The organism is Aminobacter sp. MDW-2, assembly GCF_014250155.1.
In the GTDB taxonomy this organism is placed as follows: domain Bacteria; phylum Pseudomonadota; class Alphaproteobacteria; order Rhizobiales; family Rhizobiaceae; genus Aminobacter; species Aminobacter ciceronei.
Genome location: NZ_CP060197.1, coordinates 1,875,014 through 1,898,874, shown reverse-complemented (window position 1 = coordinate 1,898,874; position 23,861 = coordinate 1,875,014). Strand labels below are relative to the sequence as shown.

The following is a 23,861-nucleotide window of genomic DNA, read 5'->3' as shown; positions in this document are numbered from 1 at the left end:
TCCCCGGCCCCCGGTGCCTCAAATTTTCAGCGTGGTAGTCCGCTCGCCAATGTACAATTACCTCGATTTCGAAAAACCGGTCCAAGATCTCGAAGGCAAGATCCTCGAGCTCAAGAAGCTTGCCGAAAATGGCGAGGCCGTCGATGTCGGCGACGAGATCAAGCGGCTGGAGAAGCGCTCGCGTGATGCTCTGCGTGACGCCTATAAGGCGCTGACGCCCTGGCAGAAGGTCCAGGTGGCGCGCCACCCCGACCGCCCGCACTGCCTCGACTACATCAACGGCCTGTTCACCGATTTCGCGCTTCTGGCCGGCGACCGCAATTTCGGCGAAGACAATGCCATGGTCGGCGGCTTCGCCCGCTTCCGTGGCGAGCCGGTGCTTGTGCTCGGCCAGGAAAAGGGCAACGACACCAAGAGCCGCCTCAAGCACAATTTCGGCTCGGTCCGCCCCGAGGGCTACCGCAAGGCCGTGCGCCTGATGGAAATGGCCGACCGCTTCAACATCCCCGTCGTCATGCTCGTCGACACCGCAGGCGCCTATCCGGGCGTCGGCGCCGAAGAGCGCGGCCAGGCCGAAGCCATCGCGCGCTCGACCTCAGCCTGCCTCGGCCTCAAGGTGCCGTCGATCGCGGTTGTGATCGGCGAAGGCGGCTCGGGCGGCGCGATCGCCATTGCCACCGCCAATCGCGTGTTCATGCTCGAGCATGCGATCTATTCGGTGATCTCACCGGAAGGTGCCGCCTCCATCCTGTGGCGTGACACGACGCGTTCCAAGGACGCGGCGACCAACATGAAGATCACTGCGCAGGACCTGCTCTCGCTCAAGATCATCGACAAGATCATCGACGAGCCGCTGGGCGGCGCTCACCGCAACGCCGAGGCGGTCATTTCGGCCACCGGCGACCTGATCGCCAAGACTTTCGCCGAATTCAACGGCTCGAACATCGATTTCCGCGAGCAGCGCCGCGAGAAGTACCTCTCCATCGGCCGCAGCCTCTAGCATCCGCCCGAAGATCGGAATCGATTTTCGCAAGGCGCAATGCGCAGCCTGTGATTGCACAAACTGTGGGCCCCATGGGCCACGGCACGTTTTCGCCACAAAAATGCCGCCTCGCCCGGCTCAATGAACTTGCCGTGATTTTTCGCGCGTGGGACGGGCCAAGAACTTGCGGTAAGGATTTTTCAAGGTTAACGACCCTAAGGTCGAGGCAGTACCAGGACGGGCCGGTTGTTGGCGCATGCGCCATGACTGCAATGTAGAAACGACATTTAGACCGATGATCGCCAATATCGCACGCGCCGGATTGCTTCTCGCTGCCCTTGCGGTGGCAGGCTGTTCGGAATCCTCCGTGACCGACTTCGTGCCGCAGCACGCCAACCGCCAGCTGCCGGCCAAGATCATGGCCGAGATGAAGGCCAAGGGCATGAACAAGAGCTCGCCCGTGCTGGCGCGCGTGTTCAAGGAAGAAGGCAAGCTGGAAGTCTGGAAACAGAAGACCAACGGCCGCTACGACATCGTTGCCAGCTACGACATCTGCAAGATGTCGGGCAAGCTCGGCCCCAAGTTCACCGAGGGCGACCGCCAGTCGCCGGAGGGGTTCTACACCGTGCGTCCGGGACAGATGAACCCGAACTCCAGCTATCACCTCGCCTTCAATATCGGCTATCCCAACGCCTTCGACCGCGCCAACGGCCGCACCGGCTCGAACCTGATGGTTCACGGCGCCTGCTCGTCGTCAGGCTGCTTCTCGATGACCGATGCTCAGATCGAGGAAATCTACGCCTTCGCGCGCGATGCCTTCAAGGGCGGCCAGACCGAATTCCAGGTCCAGTCCTATCCGTTCCGCATGACCGCGGCCAACATGGCCCGCTACCGCAACGACCCGAACTACCAGTTCTGGGCGATGCTGAAGGAAGGCTACGACCACTTCGAGATCACCAAGGTGCCGCCGAAAGTCGACGTCTGCGAAAAGCGCTACGTCTTCAATCAGGTCCCGGAAGCAGGTGGCACGTTCAACCCGACGGGCGCCTGCCCTGCAGTGACCCAGCCGCAGGCGCTGCAGACCGCCTATCAGGCCTACAAGAGCAAGTATGACGCTGCTTTCGCCAGCGCCACCGGTGGCGACATTCCCGCGCCCAAGCCGACGATTGCCGGCATCAAGGAAGCGGCAATCGTTTCGGACTGGACCAAGCGCCGTGCCCGCGGCGAGCGCGTGACCCTGGAGCCGCCGGCGATGGCCCAGGACGGCAGCATCGTCCAGACCACCGCCCGCATGGGCCGTATCGATTCGGCCGAAGGCCGCCGCATGGCAGCGCTCGATGCGGCAGCGGAAGCCAAGAAGAAGGCTGCCGAGGAAAAGGCGCAAGCCATCGCTGCCGCCAAGGCTGCCAAGCTTGCCGCCCAGCAGCAGGTCGAGATCGCCGCCGTGCCGCAGCCACAGCCCGCAGTGACCGAAGCGCCGACGCAGGCCGCCCAGGCGGCCCCCGCCGAAGAGGCAGGCGCTGCCAGCAAGCTCAAGAAGAAGCTGCTCAACCTGTTCGGCAGCTGATCGGCGTGGGCGAAACCACCGAAATCTACGATCTCAGGGGGCTCAATTGCCCCCTGCCCGTGCTCAAGGCCAAGCGCCGGCTCGCCGACATGTCATCAGGCGAGCTGTTGTGGCTCGAAACCACCGACCCGCTGGCTGTCATCGACATCCCGGCCTTCTGCCAGGAGGCTGGCCACCGCCTGATCGAGACCACGGCCGTTTCAGGCGGCCACCGTTTTCTGGTCGAACGCGGAAGCTGAGTTCGGAGTCGGTGCGTCCTTGGAGGCAGCGACAGGACCCTACCGCCCGGCGATCGCCAGCGGGTTGTTCTCCATCGCTTCGCGGTCCGGCGTGTCGATGGCAGGTTTGTTGACGAAGGCGGCAAACAGGCGTTCGACATAGTCGCGCGGCAGGTCGATGCCGATCAGCACCAGCCTTGTGCCGCGAACCGCATCCGGCCATGACGGCAAGCGTGCCGGCGGATGCAGCAGTTTCTGCACGCCATGGATGACCAACGGCCGCTCCCGGTCTTCCAGCAGTTCGACGATGCCCTTGATCCGCAACAGCTTGTCGCCTTGCGTCGACAGCAACAGGTCGAGGAACATCTCGACCGTCGAGAAAGGCAGCGCGCCGGCGTGCGTCAGCGAGAACGAGCCGACCCGGCTGTCGTGATGATGGCCATGGTCGTGATCATGATGATGGTCACCGTGGTGATGATGGTGACCGTGGTCACCGTGATGGTGATGAAGATCGTGCGCTTGCGCCTCGCCCAGCCAGCGGCGCACGTCCGCGGTCTTGGTCGCCGGGTCGTAGAACCCGCACTGCAACAGCTTTGCCACCGCTGCACCTTCGACGTCGCGGATTTCGGCGCCCGGATTGATGCGGGCAAGCCGCGCCCTGAGCGCATCGAGCCATTCGGCATCGTCGACGAGATCGGCCTTGGTCAGCACGATGCGGTCGGCCACCGCCACCTGCTTGACCGCCTCGACATGGGCGTCGAGCGTCGATGCACCATTGACCGCATCGACAAGGGTGATGACGCCGTCGAGCCGGAAGGCGTGGATGAGTGCAGGATGCCCCATGATCGACTGCAGCACCGGCACCGGATCGGCAAGGCCGGTGGTCTCGATCACAACCCGCGCCAGCCGCTCGATTCGGCCGGTCTGCAGGCGGTCGACGAGATCGGCCAGCGTGTCGACGAGCTCGCCGCGCACGGTGCAGCAGAGGCAGCCGTCGGACAGCTCGATGACACCGTCGGAGGCCTTTTCGACCAGCAGGTGGTCGATGGCGACATCGCCGAACTCATTGATGATGACGGCCGTGTCGGTGAGCTCGGGATCCTTGAGCAGCCGGTTGAGCAGCGTCGTCTTGCCGGCGCCGAGAAAGCCGGTCAGCACCGATACCGGGATCGGGAAAATTGCCTGCGAATTCACGAGCGCGCCTGAACCTTGCCAGCAACTGGTGCAGCACCTGCGGGTGCCGGCCTGTCGGGACGCCAGGTCGGCAACGGCACGCCCGTCTCGATGACGATGTCGCGGCCGCCAAGCGCCTTGGGCATCGGCCCGGTGGCGCCGCCGAGGCTGACGGTGACCCAGTTACGCTGGCGTGTCATTTCAGGAATGATCGAGACCTTGTCGGGCGCAGCCCCTGCCTCGGTCGGCGCCGGCCCATCGGAAGCCGCATGCTTGGCCTTGGCCGAGCAGACTTCCTCGCGCATGCTCGTCGCGACGTCGCGGTTGTCGCCATAGGGCGCAAGCCCTGTAACGCTGACCGACGCGCCGTTGCGGACAAAACCGGTCTGCAGCATCTTCGCCGCCTCTTCGGCGCGATTGTCTGGTGAGTCCGCGCCGAGCACGATCGCCGCAAGTGTCCTGCCGTCGCGGGTGGCGGTGGCGATCAGGTTGAAGCCGGATTCGCAGACGAAGCCTGTTTTCATGCCGTCGGTGCCGGGGAAGCGGCCGACCAGCGGGTTGAAATTCTTGAGTTTGGCCTTGCCCGCAATGATGCCTTCGATGTCGAAATAGGCGGCATATTCAGGATATTCGAGGCGGATCGCCCTGACCAGGATCGCAAGGTCGCGCGCCGTCGTATACTGCTCGGGATCGTGGAGGCCGTTGGCATTGACCCAGTGGCTGCCCGCCATGCCGAGGCGCCGAGCCTCGGCGTTCATCCGTGCCGCGAACGCCTCTGCCGTGCCGCCGACATTTTCGCCGATCGCCGCCGCCACGTCGTTGGCCGACTTGACCATGATGATCTTCAGCGCGTTGTCGAGCGTCAGCACGGAACCCGGCTTGTAGCCCATCTTGGCTGGCGGGAAGGCCGCCGCCTTCTTGGAGATCTTGATCGGCGAATTGAGCGCCAGCTCGCCGGCCTGAACGGCGCGAAAGGCGGTATAGGCGGTCATCAGCTTGGTCAGCGAGGCCGGATGCCAGCGCTTGAACGCTTCCTGGTGCTCGATGACGGCGCCCGAATTGACGTCGAAAAGCATCGCCGGATTGGCCGACGCGGGGACAGCGCCCAGCACGGTTGCGACCGCTAGGCCGAGGAGCATGCTTCTGACGAACCTAATCTTCATCATCAAATCCGAAATCGCCTCTTGCCGATCATAGCCGGCCGTCCATAAGATTTCCGTAAACCGGGATGGCAACGCGCTGGCCGGTACGAAAGACCCATGGCCACGGCGTCGCCGCCGCTGCTAAATAACCTATGTGACGCCAAGATGGCAGAGCTTGGGCGATCACAATTGCGAATCCGGACCCCTGGCTCAACAAACAGACGGTCCAACACACAGGAAGTCGAGACCAACATGCCGATCCTGAACCGAGCCGCCGAAATGCAGGACGAGATCGCCGGCTGGCGCCGTCACCTGCACCAGAAGCCGGAACTCAATTTCGACGTCTTCGAGACCGCCGCCTTCGTCAAAGCCAAGCTTGAGGAATTCGGCTGCGACGAGATCGTCACCGGCCTCGGCAAGACCGGCGTCGTCGGCATCATCAAGGGCAGCTTGGGCGCCGGCGGCGTCGTCGGCCTGCGCGCCGACATGGACGCGCTGCCGATCGAGGAGATCACCGGCAAGCCTTATGCTTCGACAGTAGCTGGCAAGATGCATGCCTGCGGCCATGACGGCCACACGGCGATGCTTCTGGGTGCCGCCAAATATCTCGCCGAGACGCGCAATTTCGCCGGCCAGGTGGCCGTCATCTTCCAGCCGGCCGAAGAAGGCGGCGGCGGCGGCAACGAGATGGTCAAGGACGGCATGATGGAGCGCTTCGGCATCCAGAAGGTGTTCGGCATGCACAACATGCCGAGCCTGCCGGTTGGCCAGTTTGCCATCCGCCCGGGCGCGATCATGGCGGCGACCGCCGAGTTCACCATCACCGTCAAGGGCAAGGGCGGCCATGCCGCCATGCCGCACCGCGCCATCGACCCGATCGTCGCCGGCAGCCAGCTGGTGACCGCACTTCAGGCAATTGCCTCGCGCAACACCGATCCGGCCGAGGCGATCGTCGTTTCGGTGACCAAGTTCCTCGCCGGCACCGCCTATAACATCATTCCCGAGCAGGCTGTCATTGCCGGCACCGTGCGCACGCTGAAGAAGGAAATCGCCAAGCTCGCCGAGGAGCGCATGGGCGCCATCTGTCGCGGCGTGGCGGAAGCCACCGGCACGGCGATCGAGCTCGACTACGACGCCAACTACCCCGTCACCTTCAACCACGAGAACGAGACAGTGTTCGCAGGCGATGTCGCTGCCTCCGTCGCCGGCGAGCCGCAGGTGCACCGGGCGATCCAGCCGCTGATGGGCGGCGAGGACTTTTCCTACATGCTCGAAGCCCGCCCCGGCGCCTTCATTTTCATCGGCAATGGCGACACCGCCAACCTCCACCACCCCGCCTACGACTTCAACGACGAAGCCATCCCGCACGGCGTCAGCTACTGGGTCCGCCTCGCCGAAACCGCGCTCGCGGCCTGACCTTCGCCGCCCCAACGCGTCCATGGCCGCCAACCGGCCCTGGACGCGGAAGCAGCATTTGGCAGGGCCGGCAGCGGCCGAAACGTTTCAGGCAAAGCCCACCAAAAACCGTTGGCGAATCCGTTCTAAGCCGCTATGTGTGCAGCCGAGTGGTCCCGTAGCTCAGTAGGATAGAGCGGCAGATTCCTAATCTGTAGGTCACAGGTTCGATTCCTGTCGGGATCACCACTCCATTCTCTGTACAGCCCGAAGACATAGGTAACAGTTTGTACCTAAGACATGGGTGACAACCTCGTGCCGAACGGGTTGTCGATGGTCTGCAGGGTCCTCTGTTCGAGGTCGATATAGCCAAGATCATAGTGCATGAAGGAGACGAGCCAAATGGCGTCGTCGACTTCAGTGATTCCGAGCCTCTGGCCGGCGAGCACGGTCGAGATATTGATCTTCTTGCGGTGCATGCAGATGCGGCCACAGGCGGTGACGAGGATGTCGCGGTCATGGAAGGGGTAATGCAGGTCTGGCAGCCCCTCATAGGCTCTTGAAGAGGGCTTATAGAGTTCGTCCGGCACCTTCATGCCGATCGCTTGGTGCGGTCGTTCGGCATTGAATTCGCTGACGAATGCATCGAACCTGGCCTGCTGCTGTAGAATGTTCATGCCCGGCGGCCGGGTCGTCTCCTGCTTGAGGGTCCGGTGCATACGCTCATGCCTGCCGTTCTGCTGCGGGTTGCCGGGTTTGATGCGCTCGATGTCGATGCCCAGCCGCAGCCAGAAGACCGAGAGCCTGGACAGATTGTAGAGCCCGTTGGGAGAGGCGAAGGGCAGCCCGTTGTCGCTTCTGATCGCCGCCGGCAGACCGCGCTGCTTGAACAACCTCACGAAGGCTTCGACGACGGGCACCTCCCGCGTTGATTCGAGGGCTTCGCACAGAAGGATCATGCGCGAGGCCTGGTCAGTCACCGTCAAAGGGTAACAGTACTGGCGATTGCCGAGCCTGAACTCGCCCTTGAAATCGACACACCACAGATCGTTGGGGCAGCATGCCGCCGACAGCGGCGTGCCCTCGGCCTTGCAGCGCCGCCTCTGACGGGCGCGCGTGACAAGGCCGTGGCGGTCGAGCACGGCATGGACCGTGCTCGTCGACGGCAGCCGAACGTCGCCGGCCAGCTTGCGCACCAGAAGCTCACGGATCTTCCTGGCGCCCCAGTGCGGCTTGTCCTTCTTGGCCTTCACAATCGCCTGCTCGATCTGACAGGGCAGTTGGTTGGCATAGCGGACCGGCCGCCGTGACCGGTCGGTCAGCGCCTCCAGGCCGTCGTCCTTGTAGCGGTTGAGGATCTTGTAGCCGGTCTTGCGGGAAATCCCGAACTCTCGGCACACATCACTCATGCCCTCGCCATCCAGAAGCCGCGCAACAAAACGAAGACGTTCCTCCATCACCGAACTCTCCTTCCACGGCATCAACACCTCCGGCCAAAAGCCAAAAGTGTTACCCATGTGTCCGGTACGAAACGTCACCTATGTCTCGGGTCGCTCACTCTCGCAGATGTGTTTGAATGCGGCGCAATCGCATTTTGCATGCCCTCGGCGATCTGTGTATCCAAATTCATTCACCTCAATACTCATCTATGCCAACTGCTCATAGCTGTGTGCTGAAAATTCACTTTTCTGACTGACCGAACTTTCCTCAACTGACCACTCCGCCACAGGCCCCAAGCGAGGAACGCGGGCTGGCGGCCAACCGTCGGGAGGGACGTCATGACATCAAGGATTATCGCGATCGGCTGTTCGGTGCTGGCGTTGACCGCCAGCGTGGCTCGGGCCACCGACTGGGGCAGCAAGGTGCCGACGGAGATCAACATCACCGACCCCTACCTCAAGCAGTGGAACGCGTTGACCTACGACAAGGCGCCGCCGGCGCTGGAGCCGGGCAAGGATTATGGCATGGCGGAGGACGGCACCTTCCGCGCGCCGCGCGCCACGCCCTTGGGCGACAGCCCGGCCTTTCCCGGCCAGCTGGAGGCCTGGGACGACAAGAGCTACAGCCACAATGTCGAGGAGATCGCGTTTTATCCGCATATAAGCTCGCCCTGGCATGCCTGGCCCGACGTCGCCGACTTCGACGGCAAGCGCTACATGTATGTGCACGACCGCGACTACATGCGGGTGCTCGACATCACCGACCCGGCCAAGGCCAAGATCGTCTATTCCAGGGGCGGCGTGTGGGGGCCGGAAGGTTCGAGCGAGGACTGGGACGCCAAGACGGTCCAGGACTATTTCGGCGGCATCACCATCGCCTGGAGCGCGAAGCTCAAGAAGAACGTCGTCGTCGCTTCCTACGAGATCGGCCGCTTCGGCATCCTCGACAACAAGCGCACCCAGCCCGACATCGTCGCGAGCTTGCGCAACTACAATTCGCTCAAGGGCTTCAAGGTCTATGAGATGAACGGGCCGACGCCCGACGACTGGAAGCTGATCGCCACACGCACCACCGACAGGAAGAACCCTGATGCGCCCATCGGCCAGCAGGAGGGTTCGGGCTCACTGGATGCGCCGGCCTGGTTCGGCGGCAAATTCATGTATCTGTCGGCTGCACCTGACGACAGCTACGCGCTGACCGAATACCCCGATTACCTGCACTCGCCGGGCTATCAGGTCTGGGATATGTCGGACCCGGCCAATCCGGTCTTTGTCAGCCAGGTGACGGTGCCCGGCCAGGTGGTCGGCGACAAGGCAAGCGAGGACGCCTATTTGATGAACCCGCGCGCCGGCAACCGCACGTCATGGATGGGTTCGCGCATGCCGCCCTTCCTGCCGACCCCGGTTGAAAAGGGCGGCAAGATCGCCTTCGGCGCGATGGGTGGGCTCGGGCTCTACACCTTCGACCTGACCAATCCCGACAGGCCGGAAATGAAGGGCCATGTCGCGACAGCACCGAGCTTTGCCGGCACCGAGTTCGACAATGTCGACACCAGCCAATATGCCCGCACCGGCTATGTCCTTGCCAATGGCTATCCGATGAACTCGAACTGCTACGAGCCCTACAAGGACGTGCTGGTGATCGACGCCAAGGATGTGGCGGCACCCAAGGTGGTGGCGACCTTGCCGCGCCCGACGCCGCCGCAGGAAGCGAAATTCACCGACTATTGCCAGCGCAAGGGCAGCTTCGGGCCCAAGCGCTCCGGCACCACCCACCAGCCAGGCCATGGCCGCGACGGCGTCGTGCCTTATGCCTTCTACAATGCCGGGCTGCAGATCTTCGACGTCAAGGACCCGGCACAGCCGAAGATATCAGGCTATTTCGTGCCGCGTTTCCCCACGACATCGGAGATGCCCGACTACACCTTCGACAATGCCAGCTTTGCGGTGTTCACCGAATATGACCGCAACATCATCTGGCTGTTTTCGGTCAATGGCGTGCATGCGCTGAAGACGCCGCTGCTCGGCGAGCCCAAGCTGGGCATGAGCGACAAGGTCTGGCCGCCGCGCGAGTGAGCCGGCCCATCGCTTCGACGTTCAAACCCCGGCTTGGCGCCGGGGTTTTTGTTTTGTCGCAAAAGCTCGCCCGTTCAGTGCCCGGGGTGCAGCGCGTCGTTGAGATACATGCAGGTCAGCATGGTGAAGATGTAGGCCTGGATCACCGCCATCAGAAGTTCGAGCGCGGTCAGCGCGACCGTCATGGCAAGCGGCAGCACGGCGGCGAAGATGCCGAACGTGCCCATGCTGCCGAGGCTTGCGACAAAACCGGCAAAGACCTTGAGCGTGATGTGGCCGGCCAGCATGACGGCAAACAGGCGCACCGAATGGCTGATCGGCCGCGAGATGTAGGAGACGATCTCGATCGGCACGATGATCGGCGCCAAGGCCAGCGGCACGCCGGATGGCAAAAACAGCCGGAAGAAGCCGAGCCCGTTCTTCCAGATGCCGTAGAGCGTGACGGTGCCGAACACGATCATGGCGAAGGAGAAGGTGACGATGATGTGGCTGGTCACCGTGAAGGCATAAGGAAACATGCCGGCGAGGTTGGCGATCAGGATGAAGACGAACAGCGAAAACACCAGCGGGAAAAATGTCATGCCGCCCTCGCCGGCATTTTCGCGCAGTGTTTTCGACACGAACTCGTAGATCAGCTCGGTGATCGACTGCAGTCGGGTCGGCACAAGCGCACGCGCACTTGTCGACAAAAGTAGGAACAGCCCGCCGAATACGGCGACGCCGACCATGTAGGCGGCGGAGTTGGTGAAGGCGATCTCCTGGCCGGCAAACTCGAACAGGGTGACGATCGGCTTGATTTCAAATTGCTCTATCGGTCCGGCCATGGCGCCTCTCCGGTCTGGTCAATGCGAAAGCGCGCCCCGGAACCCGATCCGGAAGCCTGACAGGGTCGAGCGCACAGGGCAGTCCGCCGCGCGGAGGCTGCACATTTTCGCGGTTTCAAGGGGTGAATCAGTTCAGGTGACAAGTCTGCGGCGCCATCTCTTGGATGGGGCCGTCCCCGAACGTACTAGGCACTGGTCGTCCAGTGCGTGGGCTTGTTAGCCCAGCTCAGCTGATTGGGCAAGGCTGGAGGGGACGCGGCGCAAGGCCGCGTCCAAATCGGGATAGGGCATCAGATGTGCAGCGCGTGGCCGAGCGTGCGTAGTGCTGCCTCGAGGAAGGCTTCGCCCTGGGTCGGGTGGGCATGGATGGTGCCGGCGATATCTTCCAGCCTGGCCCCCATCTCGATCGCCAGGCTGAAGGCCGAGGACAGCTCCGAGACACCGGTGCCGACGGCCTGGATGCCGAGCACCAGATGGTTGTCGGCACGCGCAACGATGCGCACGAACCCGTCTTCGCCGAGCAAGGTCATCGCCCGGCCATTGGCCGAGAACGGGAATGACGACGACTTGATCTCGATGCCGAGCGCCTTGGCCTCGTCGGGTGAAAGGCCCGCGGTGACGACCTCCGGATCGGTGAAGCAGACGGCGGGGATCGAACGCTTGTCCCAGCTGCGCTTGTGGCCGGCGACGATCTCGGCGACCATTTCGCCCTGGGCCATGGCGCGGTGCGCCAGCATCGGCTCGCCGGTGACGTCGCCGATGGCATAGATGCCGCGCATCGAGGTGCGGCACTGCTCGTCGATGCGGATGAAACGGCCGTCGCGGTCGAGGTCGATCTCTTCGAGGCCCCAGCCTTCGACCAGCGGCTTGCGCCCGACAGTCACCAGCACCTTGTCGGCCGCAATCTTCTGCTCGCTGCCGTCGGCGGCTTCGACCAGAAGCGCATCGCCCTTGGCGGAAAGCCCCTTGGCCTTGGCACCGGTCAGCACCTTGACGCCGAGCGCTTCGAGCCTTTTGGCGACGGGCCGGGTCAGCTCGGCATCATATTGCGGCAGGATGCGCGGCAAGGCTTCGACGACCGTCACCTTGGCGCCGAGCTTGGCAAAGGCTGTGCCAAGCTCAAGGCCGATGTAACCGCCGCCGACGACGGCGAGCGCTTGCGGCACCTGCTTGAGTGCCAGCGCCCCGGTCGACGAGATCACCGCACCGCCGAAGGGCAGGAACGGCAATTCGACAGGCACCGAGCCGGTGGCGATGACGATGGTTTCGGCGCGGATCACCTGCAGGCCGGTTTCGGTGTCGACCTCGACGGTCTTGCCGTCGCGGAAGCGCGCCCAGCCCTGCACCGACTTGACCCGGGCCTTCTTGAGCAGGCCGGCAACGCCTGTGGTCAGGCGGCCGACGATGCGGTCTTTCCAGGCAACCGTCCTGGCGAGATCGAGTGCCGGCGCCGACAGGGAGATGCCGAGCGGGCTTGTGCCCGCCGCCATCTCCGAGACCTTCAGATATTCGTCGGCGGCATGGATCATCGCCTTGGAGGGGATGCAGCCGACATTGAGGCAGGTGCCACCGGGCTTGACCGCTTCGACGATGACGGTGTCGATGCCGAGCTGGCCAGCGCGGATGGCGCAGATATAGCCGCCGGGTCCGGCACCGATGATCAGAAGCTTGCAGGAGATTTCCTTCACAGCCTCAGCCCTCCACGAAGATCATTGCCGGCGCTTCGAGCAGCGCCTTGATGCGCTGGACGAAGACCGCTGCGTCCCAGCCGTCGATGACGCGATGGTCGAAGCTGGAGGACAGGTTCATCATCTTGCGCGGCACGAACTGGGTGCCGTCCCACATCGGCCGGATCATGATCTTGTTGACGCCGACGACCGCCACTTCCGGGTAGTTGATAACGGGCGTGGTGGCGACGCCGCCCATCGCACCGAGCGAGGTGATGGTGATGGTCGAGCCGGTCAGCTCCTCGCGCGTTGCCGTGCCAGCCTTGGCGGCCTCGGCAAGACGGTTGACCTCGGCGGCACAATCCCAGAGGTCGCGCGCCTCGGCGTGCTTGACCACAGGCACCATCAGCCCGCCCGGCGTCTGGGCGGCCATGCCGATATGCACGCCGGCATGGCGATGGATGATGCCGGCGTCGTCGTCATAAACGGCGTTGAGCTGCGGCTGCTCGCCGACGGCCTTGACCAGCGCCCGCATCAGGAACGGCAGGATGGTCAGCTTGGCGCGCTCGGGCTTCTTCGAAGCGTTGAGCTTGGCGCGCAGCTCCTCGAGTGCCGTGACGTCGACCTCCTCGACATAGGTGATGTGCGGGATGCGCGACTTGGCCAGCGCCATCTTCTCGGCGATGCGCCGGCGCAGGCCGATGACCTTGACCTCCTCGACGCCGGTCTTTTCCTGGAGGCCCGCGACGACGACGGCAGCACCACGGGCGGCGAACGCATCGAGATCCTCGTGGGTGACGCGACCGGCGGGACCGGTACCCGGCACCTGGCGCAGGTCGATGCCTGCCTCCCTGGCGCGTAGCCTGACGGCAGGAGAGGCGAGCGGACGCTCGCCTTCGGGACGCGGCAGGCCGACCGTTGTCGCACGTGGCACAGGCTTGAGCGCTGCCGTGGTAGCGGTAGGCTTCGGGGTGGCTGGCGTTTTTTCTTCTTCTTTCTTAGCCGGCTCAGCAGAGGCTTTGGCAGCTTCTGGCGCCTTGGCCTCCGGCTTGGATTCGGCGGCCGGCTCTGCGGTCGACGGCGCATCGCCGGCGACCTTTATCCTGACAATCGGCGAGCCGACCGGAACCGTGTCGCCGATCTCGGCGCCGAGCCAGACAATTTCGCCGTCGACCGGCGACGGGATCTCGACCGTCGCCTTATCGGTCATGACGGCGGCAAGCACCGCGTCCTCGCGCACGAGGTCGCCGATCTTGACGTGCCATTCGACAAGCTCAGCCTCGGCCACGCCTTCGCCAACATCGGGAAGCTTGATGACATGTTCGCCCATGCTCAGGCCTCCATCGTTTCGATCAAAGCTTCGCCGACACGCTTGGGGCCGGGGAAGTAGTCCCATTCCTGGGCATGCGGATAGGGCGTGTCCCAACCGGTAACGCGGGCGACGGGTGCTTCGAGATGGTAGAAGCAGTTTTCCTGTACCAGCGACACGAGCTCGGCGCCGAAGCCGGAGGTTAGCGTCGCCTCATGCACCACCACGCAGCGGCGGGTTTTCTTGACCGAGGCGACGATGGTCTCGAGATCGAGCGGCAAAAGCGTCCGGAGGTCGATGACCTCGGCATCGATACCTGTCTCCTCGGCCGCCGCCTGGGCGACATAGACCATGGTGCCATAAGCGAGAACGGTGACGGCGGAACCCGGCCGGCGGATCTCTGCCTTGCCGAGCGGGGTGGTGTAGTGTCCATCAGGCACCTCGCCCAACTCATGCTTCGACCATGCCGTGACGGGACGGTCGTGATGGCCATCGAAGGGGCCGTTGTACAATCGTTTCGGCTCCAGAAAGATCACCGGATCCGGGTCTTCGATCGAGGCGATCAGCAGGCCCTTGGCGTCGAGCGGATTGGACGGCACGACCACCTTGAGGCCGGAAACATGGGTGAACAGCGCTTCAGGGCTCTGGCTGTGGGTCTGGCCGCCGAAGATGCCGCCGCCAGTGGGCATGCGGATGACGATCGGACAGGTGAACTCGCCATTGGAGCGGTATCGCAACCGTGCCGCTTCCGAAACGATCTGGTCATATGCTGGATAGACGTAGTCGGCGAACTGGATTTCGATACATGGCTTGAGGCCATAGGCAGCCATGCCGACGGCGGCGCCGACGATGCCAAGTTCGCTGATCGGCGCGTCGAAACAGCGCTCCCGACCGTATTTCTGCTGAAGACCCTGGGTGCAGCGGAAGACGCCACCGAAATAGCCGACGTCCTCGCCGAAAACGACGACGTTGTCATCGCGGCCCATGGCGACATCCATGGCGCTGCGGATGGCCTCGATCATTGTCATGCGCGGCATCGGCTACACTCCCGCCTTCTGGCGCTGGCGACGGAGATGCGGCGGCATCTCGGCATAGACGCCCTCGAACATGTCACGCGTCGACGGCTTGCCGCCGGCATGCAGCGTGCCGTGGCTCTCGGCTTCCTTCTGCGCCGTGATCACCGCCTCGAGGATTTCCGCCTCGGTCTGCTTGTGGCGCTCGTCCGACCATAGGCCACGCTTGATCAGGTGGTTCTTCAGCCGGATCACCGGGTCACCCAGCGGCCAGGCATCGGACTCTGTCTTGGGCCGGTAAGCGGATGGATCATCTGACGTGGAATGTGCGCCGACACGGTAGGTGACATATTCGACCAGCGTCGGCCCGAGATTGAGCCTGGCCCGCTCCGTCGCCCATTTCGCCACCGCATGGACAGCGAGATAGTCGTTGCCGTCGACACGCAAGGCCGCGATGCCAAACCCAAGCCCACGCGCCGCAAACGTGCCGGAGCCGCCGCGGGCGATGCCCTGGAAGGTCGAGATCGCCCACTGGTTGTTGACGATGTTGAGGACGACGGGCGCCTTGTAGGTCGAGGCGAAGACAAGTGCGGCGTGGAAGTCGCTCTCGGCGGTGGCGCCGTCACCGACCCAGCCGACAGCGATCTTGGTGTCCCCCTTGATGGCGGATGCCATCGCCCAGCCAACCGCCTGGATATACTGGGTGGTCAGGTTGCCGGAAATCGAGAAGAAACCGTGATCCTTGGCCGAATACATGATCGGCAGCTGGCGGCCCTTCAGCGGATCCATCTCGTTGGAATAGATCTGGTTCATCATGTCGACCATCGGATAGCCGCCGGCGATCAGCAGGCCGGCCTGGCGATAGGTCGGGAAGTTCATGTCGCCCTGAACGAGCGCCTTGCGGAAGGCGCAGCTAACCGCCTCCTCGCCCATATGCTGCATGTAGAAAGAGGTCTTGCCCTGGCGCTGCGCCATCTGCATGCGCGCGTCGAAGGAGCGCAGCGTCATCATGTGGCGCAGCCCTTCGATCTGCTCCTCGTCGGTCAGCGTACCGGCCCATGGACCTACGGCATCGCCTTCGCGATTGAGCACGCGGATGATCGAATAAGCCAGGTCGCGGATCGTCCTGGGATCGACGTCGACCGGCGGCCTGTCGACCGAACCCGCCTTGGGGATCGGCACATTGGAGAAGTCGGGGGTGCCGCCCGGGCGCACTTCCGGCTCGGGCACATGGAACTTCAGCGGCGCGGGATTGTCCGTCACGGATGCTCCTCCTGTCGCGTGCGCAGGCCAATTGGTCCTCCCTGCGCGGCAGACAATTTATGTCAGTAACGCTGACCTATTATCCGATCGTCTTCGAAACCGCAATGGGTCTCGATGCTCCCGACTTTGGCATTCTCTCGGCCTCGGCGAAAGGCCGTTGACACGACGCCGGTTCCGCCTCCATGCTTAGGGTTCACCAGGGGGGTCCCGACAAGGGGCTGAGATTCTGCTGGCTCGCGCAGCGCAGTGACCCGTTGAACCTGATCCAGTTCATACTGGCGTAGGGACGGTGCGAGGCGCAGCAGGCCGGATATCCGGCTCAGGCATTCGGGCTCATTCTTGCCCGAAGTCCCCAGGCAAAACCTCTCCTCCTTCTCATCGCATGGACTGGGTCTCCAACCAGGAGGCTCACTCATGAATGCCCACACCCCATCAGTCACCGTTGGCGAACTTCCCGCGTCGCGGAAGGTCTACAAGCCAGGCAAGCTACATCCCGACATCCGTGTGCCGATGCGCGAGATCTCGCTTCATCCGAGCGCCGGCGAGCCGCCGGTCACCGTCTATGATTCGTCAGGCCCCTACACCGACACGTCGGTGACAACAGACATCGAGCGCGGCCTGCCGCGGCTGCGCGAAGACTGGATCATCGCCCGCGGCGACGTCGAGCGTTATGCAGGCCGCGCGGTCAAGGCTGAGGACAATGGCTTCGTCTCCGGCGAAAGGCTGACGCCGGAATTCCCGGTTCGCAACGCCCCGCTGCGTGCCACCGGCGGCCGCGCCGTCACCCAGCTTGCTTATGCCCGCGCCGGCATCGTCACGCCCGAAATGGAATTCGTCGCCATCCGCGAGAACCTCGGCCGCGAGCAGATCCGGGCCAAGCTTCAACGCGACGGCGAGAGCTTCGGCGCCGTCATTCCCGATTTCGTCACCCCGGAATTCGTCCGCGACGAGGTCGCTCGCGGCCGCGCCATCATCCCCTCCAACATCAACCACCCCGAGAGCGAGCCGATGATCATCGGCCGCAATTTCCTGGTCAAGATCAACGCCAATATCGGCAATTCCGCCGTCACCTCGTCGATGGCCGAGGAGGTCGAGAAGATGGTGTGGGCGACGCGCTGGGGCGGCGACACGGTGATGGACTTGTCGACCGGTCGCAACATCCACAACATCCGTGACTGGATCATCCGCAACGCGCCGGTGCCGATCGGCACGGTGCCGCTCTACCAGGCGCTGGAGAAGGTCGGAGGCATCGCCGAGGACCTGACCTGGGAGGTGTTCCGCGACACGCTCATCGAGCAGGCCGAGCAGGGCGTCGACTATTTCACCATCCATGCCGGCGTGCGGCTCGCCTACATCCACCTGACAGTTGACCGCGTCACCGGCATCGTCTCGCGCGGCGGCTCGATCATGGCCAAATGGTGCCTGCATCACCACAAGGAGAGCTTCCTCTACGAGCATTTCGAGGAGATCTGCGACATCTGCCGAACCTATGACGTCGCCTTTTCGCTCGGCGACGGCCTGCGCCCAGGTTCGATTGCAGACGCCAACGATGCCGCCCAGTTCGCCGAACTGGAGACGCTGGGCGAACTTACCAAGATCGCCTGGGCCAAGGACTGCCAGGTGATGATCGAGGGCCCCGGCCACGTGCCGATGCACAAGATCAAGGAAAACATGGACAAGCAGCTCGAGGTCTGCGGCGAAGCGCCCTTCTACACGCTTGGGCCTTTGACCACCGACATCGCGCCCGGCTACGACCACATCACCTCTGGCATCGGCGCTGCAATGATCGGCTGGTTCGGCACGGCCATGCTCTGCTACGTCACGCCCAAGGAGCATCTTGGCCTGCCCGACCGCGACGACGTCAAGGTGGGCGTTATCACCTACAAGATCGCAGCACACGCCGCCGACCTCGCCAAAGGTCATCCGGCCGCCAAGGTCAGGGACGACGCGCTGTCGCGGGCACGCTTCGAGTTCCGCTGGGAGGACCAGTTCAACCTGTCGCTCGACCCGGAGACGGCGCGTTCCTACCACGACCAGACCTTGCCCAAGGAAGCACACAAGGTGGCGCATTTCTGCTCCATGTGCGGCCCGAAATTCTGCTCGATGCGGATCTCCCACGACATCCGCGCCGAGGCGCAGAAGGAAGGGCTGGCAGCGATGGCGGCGAAGTACCGCGACGGCGGCGACCTCTACATGCCGGTGGAAAGCGCCGAACCCGCGGAGACGGCAGGCCAGCCATGAAGGTGCTGATCCGTGGCGCGGGCGTCGCCGGGTTGACGCTCGCGCATGAGCTGGCCACGCGCGGCGCAAGCGTGACCGTGGTCGACATCAGAAGGCAGATCGCCGGCAATGCCTCATGGCAGGCCGGCGGCATGCTGGCGCCCTGGTGCGAACGCGAGAGTGCCGAAGAGACGGTGCTTTCGCTCGGACGCGGTGCCGCCGACTGGTGGTCCGCCGCCCTGCCCGGGCATGTCATGCGCAACGGTACGCTGGTCGTGGCTCCGGCCCGGGACGCGGGTGAACTCGACCGCTTCGGCCGCCGCACCTCTGGATACCGCGCCATCGACGCCGAGGCGATCGCAGCGCTTGAACCCGACCTCGAAGGCAGCTTCACCCGCGCGCTGTTTTTCGCAGAGGAAGCGCATCTCGACCCGCGCCGGGCGCTGCTTGAGCTGCAGCAAAAGCTTGTCGAGATGGGCGTGCGTTTCGAGTTCGGCTACGGCGCGGTGCACAGTCGGTCGGCCGATGTCGAGGCCGACTGCACCGGCATCACAGGCAGGCTGACAGGCCTGCGCGGCGTGCGCGGCGAGATGCTGATCCTCAAGACGTCGGAGGTGGCGCTGGCGCGGCCGGTGCGGCTGCTGCATCCGCGCATCCCTGTCTATGTCGTGCCGCGCTCGGGCAATCTGTTCATGGTCGGCGCAACGATGATCGAAAGCGATGCCGCCGGGCCGATCACCGCGCGTTCGGTGCTGGAGCTGCTCAACGCCGCTTATGCGCTGCATCCGGCCTTCGGCGAGGCCGAGCTTGTCGAGACCGGCACCGGCATCCGCCCGGCCTTTGCAGACAATTTGCCGCGCGTCGAACGCGACGGAAACACCATCCGCATCAACGGCCTTTACCGCCACGGCTTCCTGCTCGCGCCCGCCATGGCGCACAAGGCGGCCGCCATGATCCTGGGCACAGAGACGGAGAAGGAGCGCGCCCATGAAGCTCACCATTAACGGCTGTCAGCACGAGGTGACGGCCACCACGCTCGCCGCCCTGCTTGCCGAGCTCGACTATGACGGCGGCTGGCTCGCCACCGCACTCAATGGCGAGGTCGTGCCGGCCAGGGAACGCGACGGCTGCGCGCTCGCCGATGGCGACCGCATCGAAATCCTCGCACCGATGAAGGGAGGCTGAGCATGCTCGAACTCTACGGACACCAGGTTTCCTCCCGGCTGCTGCTCGGCACCGCACTTTACCCCTCGCCCGCCATCATGGCCGAGGCGATCACGGCATCGGGCGCCGCAATCGTCACTGTCTCGCTGCGCCGCGAGACTTCCGGCGGCAAGACAGGCGGAAAATTCTGGTCGCTGATCCAGTCGCTCGGGGTGCGCGTCTTGCCCAACACCGCCGGCTGCCACTCGGTCAAGGAAGCGGTGACGACGGCGAAAATGGCGCGCGAGGTCTTTGCCACCCCCTGGATCAAGCTCGAGGTCATCGGCAATCACGACACGCTGCAGCCCGACGTGTTCGGCCTCGTCGAAGCCGCGGGGATTCTCGTTGCCGAAGGTTTCGAGGTCTTCCCCTACACGACAGACGACCTGGTCGTCGCCGGGCGGCTGCTCGATGCCGGCTGCAAGGTGCTGATGCCGTGGTGCGCGCCGATCGGCTCCGCCCGCGGGCCGCAGAACCTCGATGCCTTGCGCAGCCTGCGCGGCCATTTCCCCGAGGTGCCGCTGATCGTCGACGCCGGCATCGGCCGGCCATCGCATGCCGCCACCGTCATGGAGCTCGGCTACGACGCCGTGCTGCTCAACACGGCGGTTGCCAAGGCGGGCGACCCCGTCGCCATGGCTTCGGCCTTCGGCAAGGCGGTTGCAGCAGGTCGCCAAGCCTTCCGCGCCGGCCCGCTTGAACCGCGCGACATGGCCGTCCCCTCCACCCCCGTCATCGGCATGGCAGCATTTTCATGAAGCTCGACCCGTTCTACCTGATTGTCGATTCCGCCGCCTGGATCGAGCGCCTGGTGCCGTTGGGCGTCAAGCTGGTGCAGCTGCGCATCAAGGACATGGTTGAGGCCGGCCTGCGCCGCGAAATCGGTGCCGCGAAAACCATCTGCGCGCGCCATGCCTGCCAGCTCATCGTCAACGATTACTGGCGCCTCGCCATCGACGCGGGCTGCGACTTCGTCCATCTCGGCCAGGAGGATCTGGCCGAGGCCGATGTGAAGGCGATCCGCCACGCCGGCATGAAGCTCGGCCTCAGCACCCATGACGACGCCGAACTCGACACAGCACTTGCCGCCGCGCCCGATTATGTCGCGCTTGGTCCCGTCTATCCGACCATCCTCAAGGCGATGAAATGGGCGCCGCAAGGGCTCGACCGCATCGCCCTCTGGAAACGGCGCGTGGGCGCGACACCGCTGGTCGCCATCGGCGGACTCAATGTCGACCGCATAGCAGGCGTCTTCGCGCAAGGCGCCGACGTAGCTGCCGTCGTCACCGACATCACGCTCAACGCTGATCCCGAAGCGAGGACGCGCGAATGGCTGGCAGCGACGGCTCAGTGGCGATGACCCCGCATGTGCTGATCATCGCCGGCTCGGATTCGAGCGGCGGCGCCGGCATCGTCCGCGACGTCGAGACGGTATCGGCCTTCGGTTTGCGTTGCAGCGTCGCCGTCACCGCGGTGACGGTGCAGACACATGCCCGCGTCGAGCGCATCGAACGGATGCCGCCTCAGCTGATTGCCGAGCAGATGCGCGCGGCCATTGCCGCCAATCCGATTGCTGCGGTCAAGATCGGCATGCTGGGAACGGCCGCGACGATCGACACCGTCGCCTCGGTGCTGGCGAGCAGCCTGCCGGTGCCTGTCGTGCTCGATCCGGTGCTTGCTTCGACCTCGGGACGTCAACTGCTCGACGGCGGCGCCGTCGACGCGCTCAAGCGCAATCTGTTTCCGCTCTGCACGTTGGTCACACCCAACCTGCCGGAACTGGCGTTGCTGACCGGCCTGCCGCTGGCCTCCGGCGAAGGCGACATCGTCAGCCAGGCAGCAAAGCTTTTCGAGACCCGAGCGCCCGCCATTCTCGTCAAGGGCGGGCATGCCACGGGAGCGAGCGCCACCGACATGCTGCTCTTGCCCGACCGTGAGCCGATCCGCTTCGAGGCGTCGCGCATCGCGGTTTCCATGCGCGGCACCGGCTGCATGCTTGCAAGCGCAATCGCGGCGCATCTGGCACAATATGAAACGCTGGAGATCAGCATCGGCAAGGCGAAGCGCCATGTCCTCGCCAAGCTGCTGGCGGCCAGGCCGTGAGAGCGACTTTCGGCGTTCAGCCCAGACGGGCGGCGTGCCACCTCAAATGGTCGTCCATGAAGGTCGAGATGAAGTTGTAGGAATGGTCGTAGCCATCCTGCATGCGCAGGGTGAGCCCGATGCCTGCCTTCTTGCAGGCCTCGTCGAGCAGCCAGGGGCGCAGGCCCTCCTGCAGGAAACTGTCAGCCGAGCCCTGGTCGACAAGGAACTCCGGAAACCGCTTGCCGTCCTCGATCAGAAGCGTCGTGTCATAGGCGCGCCATGCAGCTTCATCAGCACCGAGATACTTCTCCAGCGCCGGCTTCGACCAGCCGGCGGTCGACGGCTGGGCGATGGGTGCGAAGGCCGAGCAGCTCTTGAAGCGCTCCGGGTTCTTGAGTGCGATGGTCAGCGCGCCGTGCCCGCCCATCGAGTGGCCAAAGATCGCCTGGCGCGACATATCGGCGGGGAAGTTTGCGGCGATCAGCGCCGGCAGTTCCTCGGTGATATAGGAATACATCCGGTAGTTCGCGGCAAAGGGCTGCTGCGTCGCATCGACATAGAAGCCGGCGCCCGAACCGAACTGCCAGTTGTCCTTTTCGTCGGCCACGCCTTCGCCGCGCGGACTGGTGTCGGGGCAGACGATGATCAGGCCGAGCTCAGCGGCCAGGCGGCGGTATTCGCCCTTGTCCATGACATTGGCGTGGGTGCAGGTCAGGCCCGAGAGATACCACAGCACCGGCACGGGTCCGTTCTTGGCTTGCGGCGGTACGAAGACGGCAAAGGTCATGTCGCAGGCGCAGGCCTCGGAGGCGTGGGAATAGACGCCCTGGATGCCGCCATGCGACTTCGACGTGGAAACGGTCTTCATCTGCTCTGCCTTCTCGTCAAGAATTGCTGCCCCGGCATAACCTCGGGGGCGGCGACCTGCAACCGTTCAAAGAGATGCCGGCGGCGCGGCCGAGGGGTTGTGGAAACCTCGGACACGCCGCCGGTCGACGCCCAGCTTCGGGAACACGCGGGCCAAGCTGGGAGGCTTGAGGGCCGGCGAAAAAGCCGTGGCGTTTGGGGGAGCCGGCCATGGGGGCCTGGCCGGCTTTGGGAGTTAGTAGACGACCACGCTGCGGATGCTTTCGCCTGCATGCATCAGGTCGAAACCCTTGTTGATGTCTTCGAGCTTCAGCGTATGGGTGATCATCGGGTCGATCTGGATCTTGCCCTCCATGTACCAGTCGACGATCTTCGGCACGTCGGTGCGGCCGCGTGCGCCGCCAAAGGCGGTGCCTTTCCAGGTCCGGCCCGTGACCAGCTGGAACGGACGCGTCGCAATCTCCTGGCCGGCGCCGGCGACACCGATGACGATCGACTCGCCCCAGCCGCGATGGCTGGCTTCGAGTGCCTGGCGCATCACCTTGACGTTGCCGGTGCAGTCGAAGGTGTAGTCGGCGCCGCCGATCTGATCGGCACCACGCTTGGTCATGTTGACCAGATAAGGAACGATGTCGCCCTCGACCTCCTTCGGATTGACGAAATGCGTCATGCCGAACTTCTCGCCCCAGGCCTTGCGCTCATTGTTGATGTCGACGCCGATGATCATGTCGGCACCGGCCAGGCGCAGGCCCTGCAGCACGTTGAGGCCGATGCCGCCGAGGCCGAAGACGATGGCCGTCGAGCCGATCTCGACGCGTGCCGTGTTGATGACAGCGCCGATGCCTGTCGTCACCCCGCAGCCGATGTAGCAGATCTTGTCGAAGGGGGCGTCCGGATTGACCTTGGCGAGTGCGATCTCGGGCAGCACGGTGAAGTTCGAGAAGGTCGAGCAGCCCATATAATGGAAGATCTTGTCCTTGCCGATCGAGAAGCGCGAGGTGCCGTCAGGCATCAGCCCCTGGCCTTGCGTCGAGCGGATCGCGGTGCAGAGGTTGGTCTTGCGGCTGAGGCAGGACGGACAGGAGCGGCATTCCGGCGTGTAGAGCGGAATGACGTGGTCGCCCTTCTTCAGCGAGGTGACACCCTTGCCGACATCGACGACGACGCCGGCACCCTCATGGCCGAGAATGGCCGGGAAGATGCCTTCGGGATCGGCGCCCGACAGCGTGAACTCGTCGGTGTGGCAGATGCCAGTCGCCTTGATCTCGACCAGCACCTCGCCCTCGCGCGGCCCCTCGAGGTCCACCTCCATGATCTCGAGCGGCTTTCCGGCTCCAACGGCGACGGCGGCGCGGGTTTTCATTTTCTTCTCACTCCCAATCTGGATTGTCAGCCGTGCATGTCACCGGCTTGAATGT

At 64.2% G+C, this 23,861-nt stretch carries 21 protein-coding genes, 1 tRNA gene and 1 riboswitch; of the genes, 12 read left to right on the top strand and 10 right to left on the bottom strand.

Annotated elements, in window-relative coordinates; all coding sequences use genetic code 11:
- Positions 1-49 precede the first annotated feature (49 nt).
- The 3 genes from H5P29_RS09295 (at position 50) to H5P29_RS09285 (ending at position 2,788) form a co-directional block, all read left to right on the top strand.
- Complete coding sequence (locus H5P29_RS09295; protein WP_067957550.1) at positions 50-1,000, top strand: acetyl-CoA carboxylase carboxyltransferase subunit alpha; 951 nt, start codon at positions 50-52, stop codon at positions 998-1,000.
- A 277-nt stretch (positions 1,001-1,277) separates the two neighbouring features.
- The gene (locus H5P29_RS09290) at positions 1,278-2,549 is read left to right on the top strand and encodes a murein L,D-transpeptidase family protein (protein WP_154386097.1); all 1,272 of its coding nucleotides are present in this window, start codon (positions 1,278-1,280) and stop codon (positions 2,547-2,549) included.
- Positions 2,550-2,554: 5 nt separating this feature from the next.
- The gene (locus tag H5P29_RS09285) at positions 2,555-2,788 is read left to right on the top strand and encodes a sulfurtransferase TusA family protein (RefSeq protein ID WP_067957542.1); all 234 of its coding nucleotides are present in this window, start codon (positions 2,555-2,557) and stop codon (positions 2,786-2,788) included.
- A 39-nt stretch (positions 2,789-2,827) separates the two neighbouring features.
- Here the strand turns inward: H5P29_RS09285 and H5P29_RS09280 are convergent, their stop codons facing one another.
- Together H5P29_RS09280 and H5P29_RS09275 are read right to left on the bottom strand one after the other, a co-directional pair.
- A complete protein-coding gene (locus H5P29_RS09280; protein WP_246787033.1) occupies positions 2,828-3,961 on the bottom strand; it encodes a GTP-binding protein in 1,134 nt (377 codons plus the stop codon).
- Positions 3,958-5,106: a D-alanyl-D-alanine carboxypeptidase family protein gene (locus H5P29_RS09275; protein ID WP_154386094.1), complete on the bottom strand. Its 1,149-nt coding sequence runs from the start codon at positions 5,104-5,106 to the stop codon at positions 3,958-3,960. Before H5P29_RS09275 ends, H5P29_RS09280 begins: the two co-directional genes overlap by 4 nt.
- A 228-nt stretch (positions 5,107-5,334) precedes the next feature.
- Here H5P29_RS09275 and H5P29_RS09270 point away from each other — a divergent pair, with 228 nt between their 5' ends.
- Entirely contained in the window at positions 5,335-6,498 is a 1,164-nt protein-coding gene (locus H5P29_RS09270) for a M20 aminoacylase family protein (RefSeq protein ID WP_154386093.1), read from the top strand.
- A gap of 151 nt (positions 6,499-6,649) precedes the next feature.
- Positions 6,650-6,726 (top strand) — tRNA-Arg (locus H5P29_RS09265).
- A gap of 44 nt (positions 6,727-6,770) precedes the next feature.
- Here the strand turns inward: H5P29_RS09265 and H5P29_RS09260 are convergent.
- On the bottom strand, positions 6,771-7,958 hold the full coding sequence (locus H5P29_RS09260) for an IS481 family transposase (protein WP_067956582.1): 1,188 nt from the start codon (positions 7,956-7,958) through the stop codon (positions 6,771-6,773).
- A gap of 297 nt (positions 7,959-8,255) precedes the next feature.
- Here H5P29_RS09260 and H5P29_RS09255 point away from each other — a divergent pair, with 297 nt between their 5' ends.
- Positions 8,256-9,992: a hypothetical protein gene (locus H5P29_RS09255; protein ID WP_154385619.1), complete on the top strand. Its 1,737-nt coding sequence runs from the start codon at positions 8,256-8,258 to the stop codon at positions 9,990-9,992.
- Positions 9,993-10,066: 74 nt separating this feature from the next.
- Here the strand turns inward: H5P29_RS09255 and H5P29_RS09250 are convergent, their stop codons facing one another.
- The 5 genes from H5P29_RS09250 to H5P29_RS09230 all read right to left on the bottom strand — a co-directional run bounded on the left by H5P29_RS09250 (position 10,067) and on the right by H5P29_RS09230 (position 16,068).
- A complete protein-coding gene (locus H5P29_RS09250; RefSeq protein WP_154385620.1) occupies positions 10,067-10,816 on the bottom strand; it encodes a F0F1 ATP synthase subunit A in 750 nt (249 codons plus the stop codon).
- A 290-nt stretch (positions 10,817-11,106) separates the two neighbouring features.
- A complete protein-coding gene (gene lpdA / locus H5P29_RS09245) occupies positions 11,107-12,504 on the bottom strand; it encodes a dihydrolipoyl dehydrogenase (RefSeq protein WP_185910317.1) in 1,398 nt (465 codons plus the stop codon).
- 4 nt (positions 12,505-12,508) lie between these two features.
- Positions 12,509-13,813, bottom strand: a complete 1,305-nt coding sequence (locus tag H5P29_RS09240; protein WP_154385621.1) for a dihydrolipoamide acetyltransferase family protein — start codon at positions 13,811-13,813, stop codon at positions 12,509-12,511.
- Positions 13,814-13,815: 2 nt separating this feature from the next.
- On the bottom strand, positions 13,816-14,829 hold the full coding sequence (locus H5P29_RS09235) for an alpha-ketoacid dehydrogenase subunit beta (protein ID WP_067957526.1): 1,014 nt from the start codon (positions 14,827-14,829) through the stop codon (positions 13,816-13,818).
- A gap of 3 nt (positions 14,830-14,832) precedes the next feature.
- Entirely contained in the window at positions 14,833-16,068 is a 1,236-nt protein-coding gene (locus H5P29_RS09230) for a 3-methyl-2-oxobutanoate dehydrogenase (2-methylpropanoyl-transferring) subunit alpha (protein WP_185910316.1), read from the bottom strand.
- A 188-nt stretch (positions 16,069-16,256) separates the two neighbouring features.
- Positions 16,257-16,373, top strand: a riboswitch (TPP riboswitch).
- A gap of 109 nt (positions 16,374-16,482) precedes the next feature.
- Here H5P29_RS09230 and thiC point away from each other — a divergent pair.
- Genes thiC through H5P29_RS09200 form a run of 6 tightly spaced genes read left to right on the top strand, consistent with a single transcriptional unit; the run spans position 16,483 to position 21,594 of the window.
- Positions 16,483-18,309: a phosphomethylpyrimidine synthase ThiC gene (thiC, locus tag H5P29_RS09225; RefSeq protein ID WP_154385622.1), complete on the top strand. Its 1,827-nt coding sequence runs from the start codon at positions 16,483-16,485 to the stop codon at positions 18,307-18,309.
- The gene (thiO, locus tag H5P29_RS09220) at positions 18,306-19,292 is read left to right on the top strand and encodes a glycine oxidase ThiO (RefSeq protein WP_154385623.1); all 987 of its coding nucleotides are present in this window, start codon (positions 18,306-18,308) and stop codon (positions 19,290-19,292) included. The genes thiC and thiO overlap by 4 nt, the downstream gene beginning before the upstream one ends.
- On the top strand, positions 19,276-19,473 hold the full coding sequence (gene thiS / locus H5P29_RS09215; protein WP_154385624.1) for a sulfur carrier protein ThiS: 198 nt from the start codon (positions 19,276-19,278) through the stop codon (positions 19,471-19,473). The genes thiO and thiS overlap by 17 nt, the downstream gene beginning before the upstream one ends.
- 2 nt (positions 19,474-19,475) lie before the next feature.
- Positions 19,476-20,249, top strand: a complete 774-nt coding sequence (locus H5P29_RS09210; protein ID WP_154385625.1) for a thiazole synthase — start codon at positions 19,476-19,478, stop codon at positions 20,247-20,249.
- Positions 20,246-20,851, top strand: a complete 606-nt coding sequence (locus H5P29_RS09205) for a thiamine phosphate synthase (RefSeq protein ID WP_154385626.1) — start codon at positions 20,246-20,248, stop codon at positions 20,849-20,851. The genes H5P29_RS09210 and H5P29_RS09205 overlap by 4 nt, the downstream gene beginning before the upstream one ends.
- The gene (locus H5P29_RS09200; protein WP_154385627.1) at positions 20,821-21,594 is read left to right on the top strand and encodes a hydroxymethylpyrimidine/phosphomethylpyrimidine kinase; all 774 of its coding nucleotides are present in this window, start codon (positions 20,821-20,823) and stop codon (positions 21,592-21,594) included. The genes H5P29_RS09205 and H5P29_RS09200 overlap by 31 nt, the downstream gene beginning before the upstream one ends.
- A 16-nt stretch (positions 21,595-21,610) precedes the next feature.
- On the opposite strand, the gene fghA is transcribed toward H5P29_RS09200, so the two are convergent.
- Together fghA and H5P29_RS09190 are read right to left on the bottom strand one after the other, a co-directional pair.
- Positions 21,611-22,444, bottom strand: a complete 834-nt coding sequence (fghA, locus tag H5P29_RS09195; protein ID WP_154385628.1) for an S-formylglutathione hydrolase — start codon at positions 22,442-22,444, stop codon at positions 21,611-21,613.
- Between the two features lie 234 nt (positions 22,445-22,678).
- The gene (locus H5P29_RS09190) at positions 22,679-23,806 is read right to left on the bottom strand and encodes an S-(hydroxymethyl)glutathione dehydrogenase/class III alcohol dehydrogenase (RefSeq protein WP_067957500.1); all 1,128 of its coding nucleotides are present in this window, start codon (positions 23,804-23,806) and stop codon (positions 22,679-22,681) included.
- Positions 23,807-23,861 lie beyond the last annotated feature (55 nt).

What these genes read in the sequence shown, in the direction of transcription:
- H5P29_RS09295 (WP_067957550.1), top strand. Translation starts at nt 50, where the DNA reads ATGTACAATTACCTCGATTTCGAAAAACCGGTCCAAGATCTCGAAGGC.
- H5P29_RS09290 (WP_154386097.1), top strand. Translation starts at nt 1,278, where the DNA reads ATGATCGCCAATATCGCACGCGCCGGATTGCTTCTCGCTGCCCTTGCG.
- H5P29_RS09275 (WP_154386094.1), bottom strand. Translation starts at nt 5,106, where the DNA reads ATGATGAAGATTAGGTTCGTCAGAAGCATGCTCCTCGGCCTAGCGGTC.
- H5P29_RS09270 (WP_154386093.1), top strand. Translation starts at nt 5,335, where the DNA reads ATGCCGATCCTGAACCGAGCCGCCGAAATGCAGGACGAGATCGCCGGC.
- H5P29_RS09260 (WP_067956582.1), bottom strand. Translation starts at nt 7,958, where the DNA reads ATGCCGTGGAAGGAGAGTTCGGTGATGGAGGAACGTCTTCGTTTTGTT.
- H5P29_RS09255 (WP_154385619.1), top strand. Translation starts at nt 8,256, where the DNA reads ATGACATCAAGGATTATCGCGATCGGCTGTTCGGTGCTGGCGTTGACC.
- H5P29_RS09250 (WP_154385620.1), bottom strand. Translation starts at nt 10,816, where the DNA reads ATGGCCGGACCGATAGAGCAATTTGAAATCAAGCCGATCGTCACCCTG.
- H5P29_RS09240 (WP_154385621.1), bottom strand. Translation starts at nt 13,813, where the DNA reads ATGGGCGAACATGTCATCAAGCTTCCCGATGTTGGCGAAGGCGTGGCC.
- H5P29_RS09235 (WP_067957526.1), bottom strand. Translation starts at nt 14,829, where the DNA reads ATGCCGCGCATGACAATGATCGAGGCCATCCGCAGCGCCATGGATGTC.
- thiC (WP_154385622.1), top strand. Translation starts at nt 16,483, where the DNA reads ATGAATGCCCACACCCCATCAGTCACCGTTGGCGAACTTCCCGCGTCG.
- thiO (WP_154385623.1), top strand. Translation starts at nt 18,306, where the DNA reads ATGAAGGTGCTGATCCGTGGCGCGGGCGTCGCCGGGTTGACGCTCGCG.
- thiS (WP_154385624.1), top strand. Translation starts at nt 19,276, where the DNA reads ATGAAGCTCACCATTAACGGCTGTCAGCACGAGGTGACGGCCACCACG.
- H5P29_RS09210 (WP_154385625.1), top strand. Translation starts at nt 19,476, where the DNA reads ATGCTCGAACTCTACGGACACCAGGTTTCCTCCCGGCTGCTGCTCGGC.
- H5P29_RS09205 (WP_154385626.1), top strand. Translation starts at nt 20,246, where the DNA reads ATGAAGCTCGACCCGTTCTACCTGATTGTCGATTCCGCCGCCTGGATC.
- H5P29_RS09200 (WP_154385627.1), top strand. Translation starts at nt 20,821, where the DNA reads ATGGCTGGCAGCGACGGCTCAGTGGCGATGACCCCGCATGTGCTGATC.
- fghA (WP_154385628.1), bottom strand. Translation starts at nt 22,444, where the DNA reads ATGAAGACCGTTTCCACGTCGAAGTCGCATGGCGGCATCCAGGGCGTC.
- H5P29_RS09190 (WP_067957500.1), bottom strand. Translation starts at nt 23,806, where the DNA reads ATGAAAACCCGCGCCGCCGTCGCCGTTGGAGCCGGAAAGCCGCTCGAG.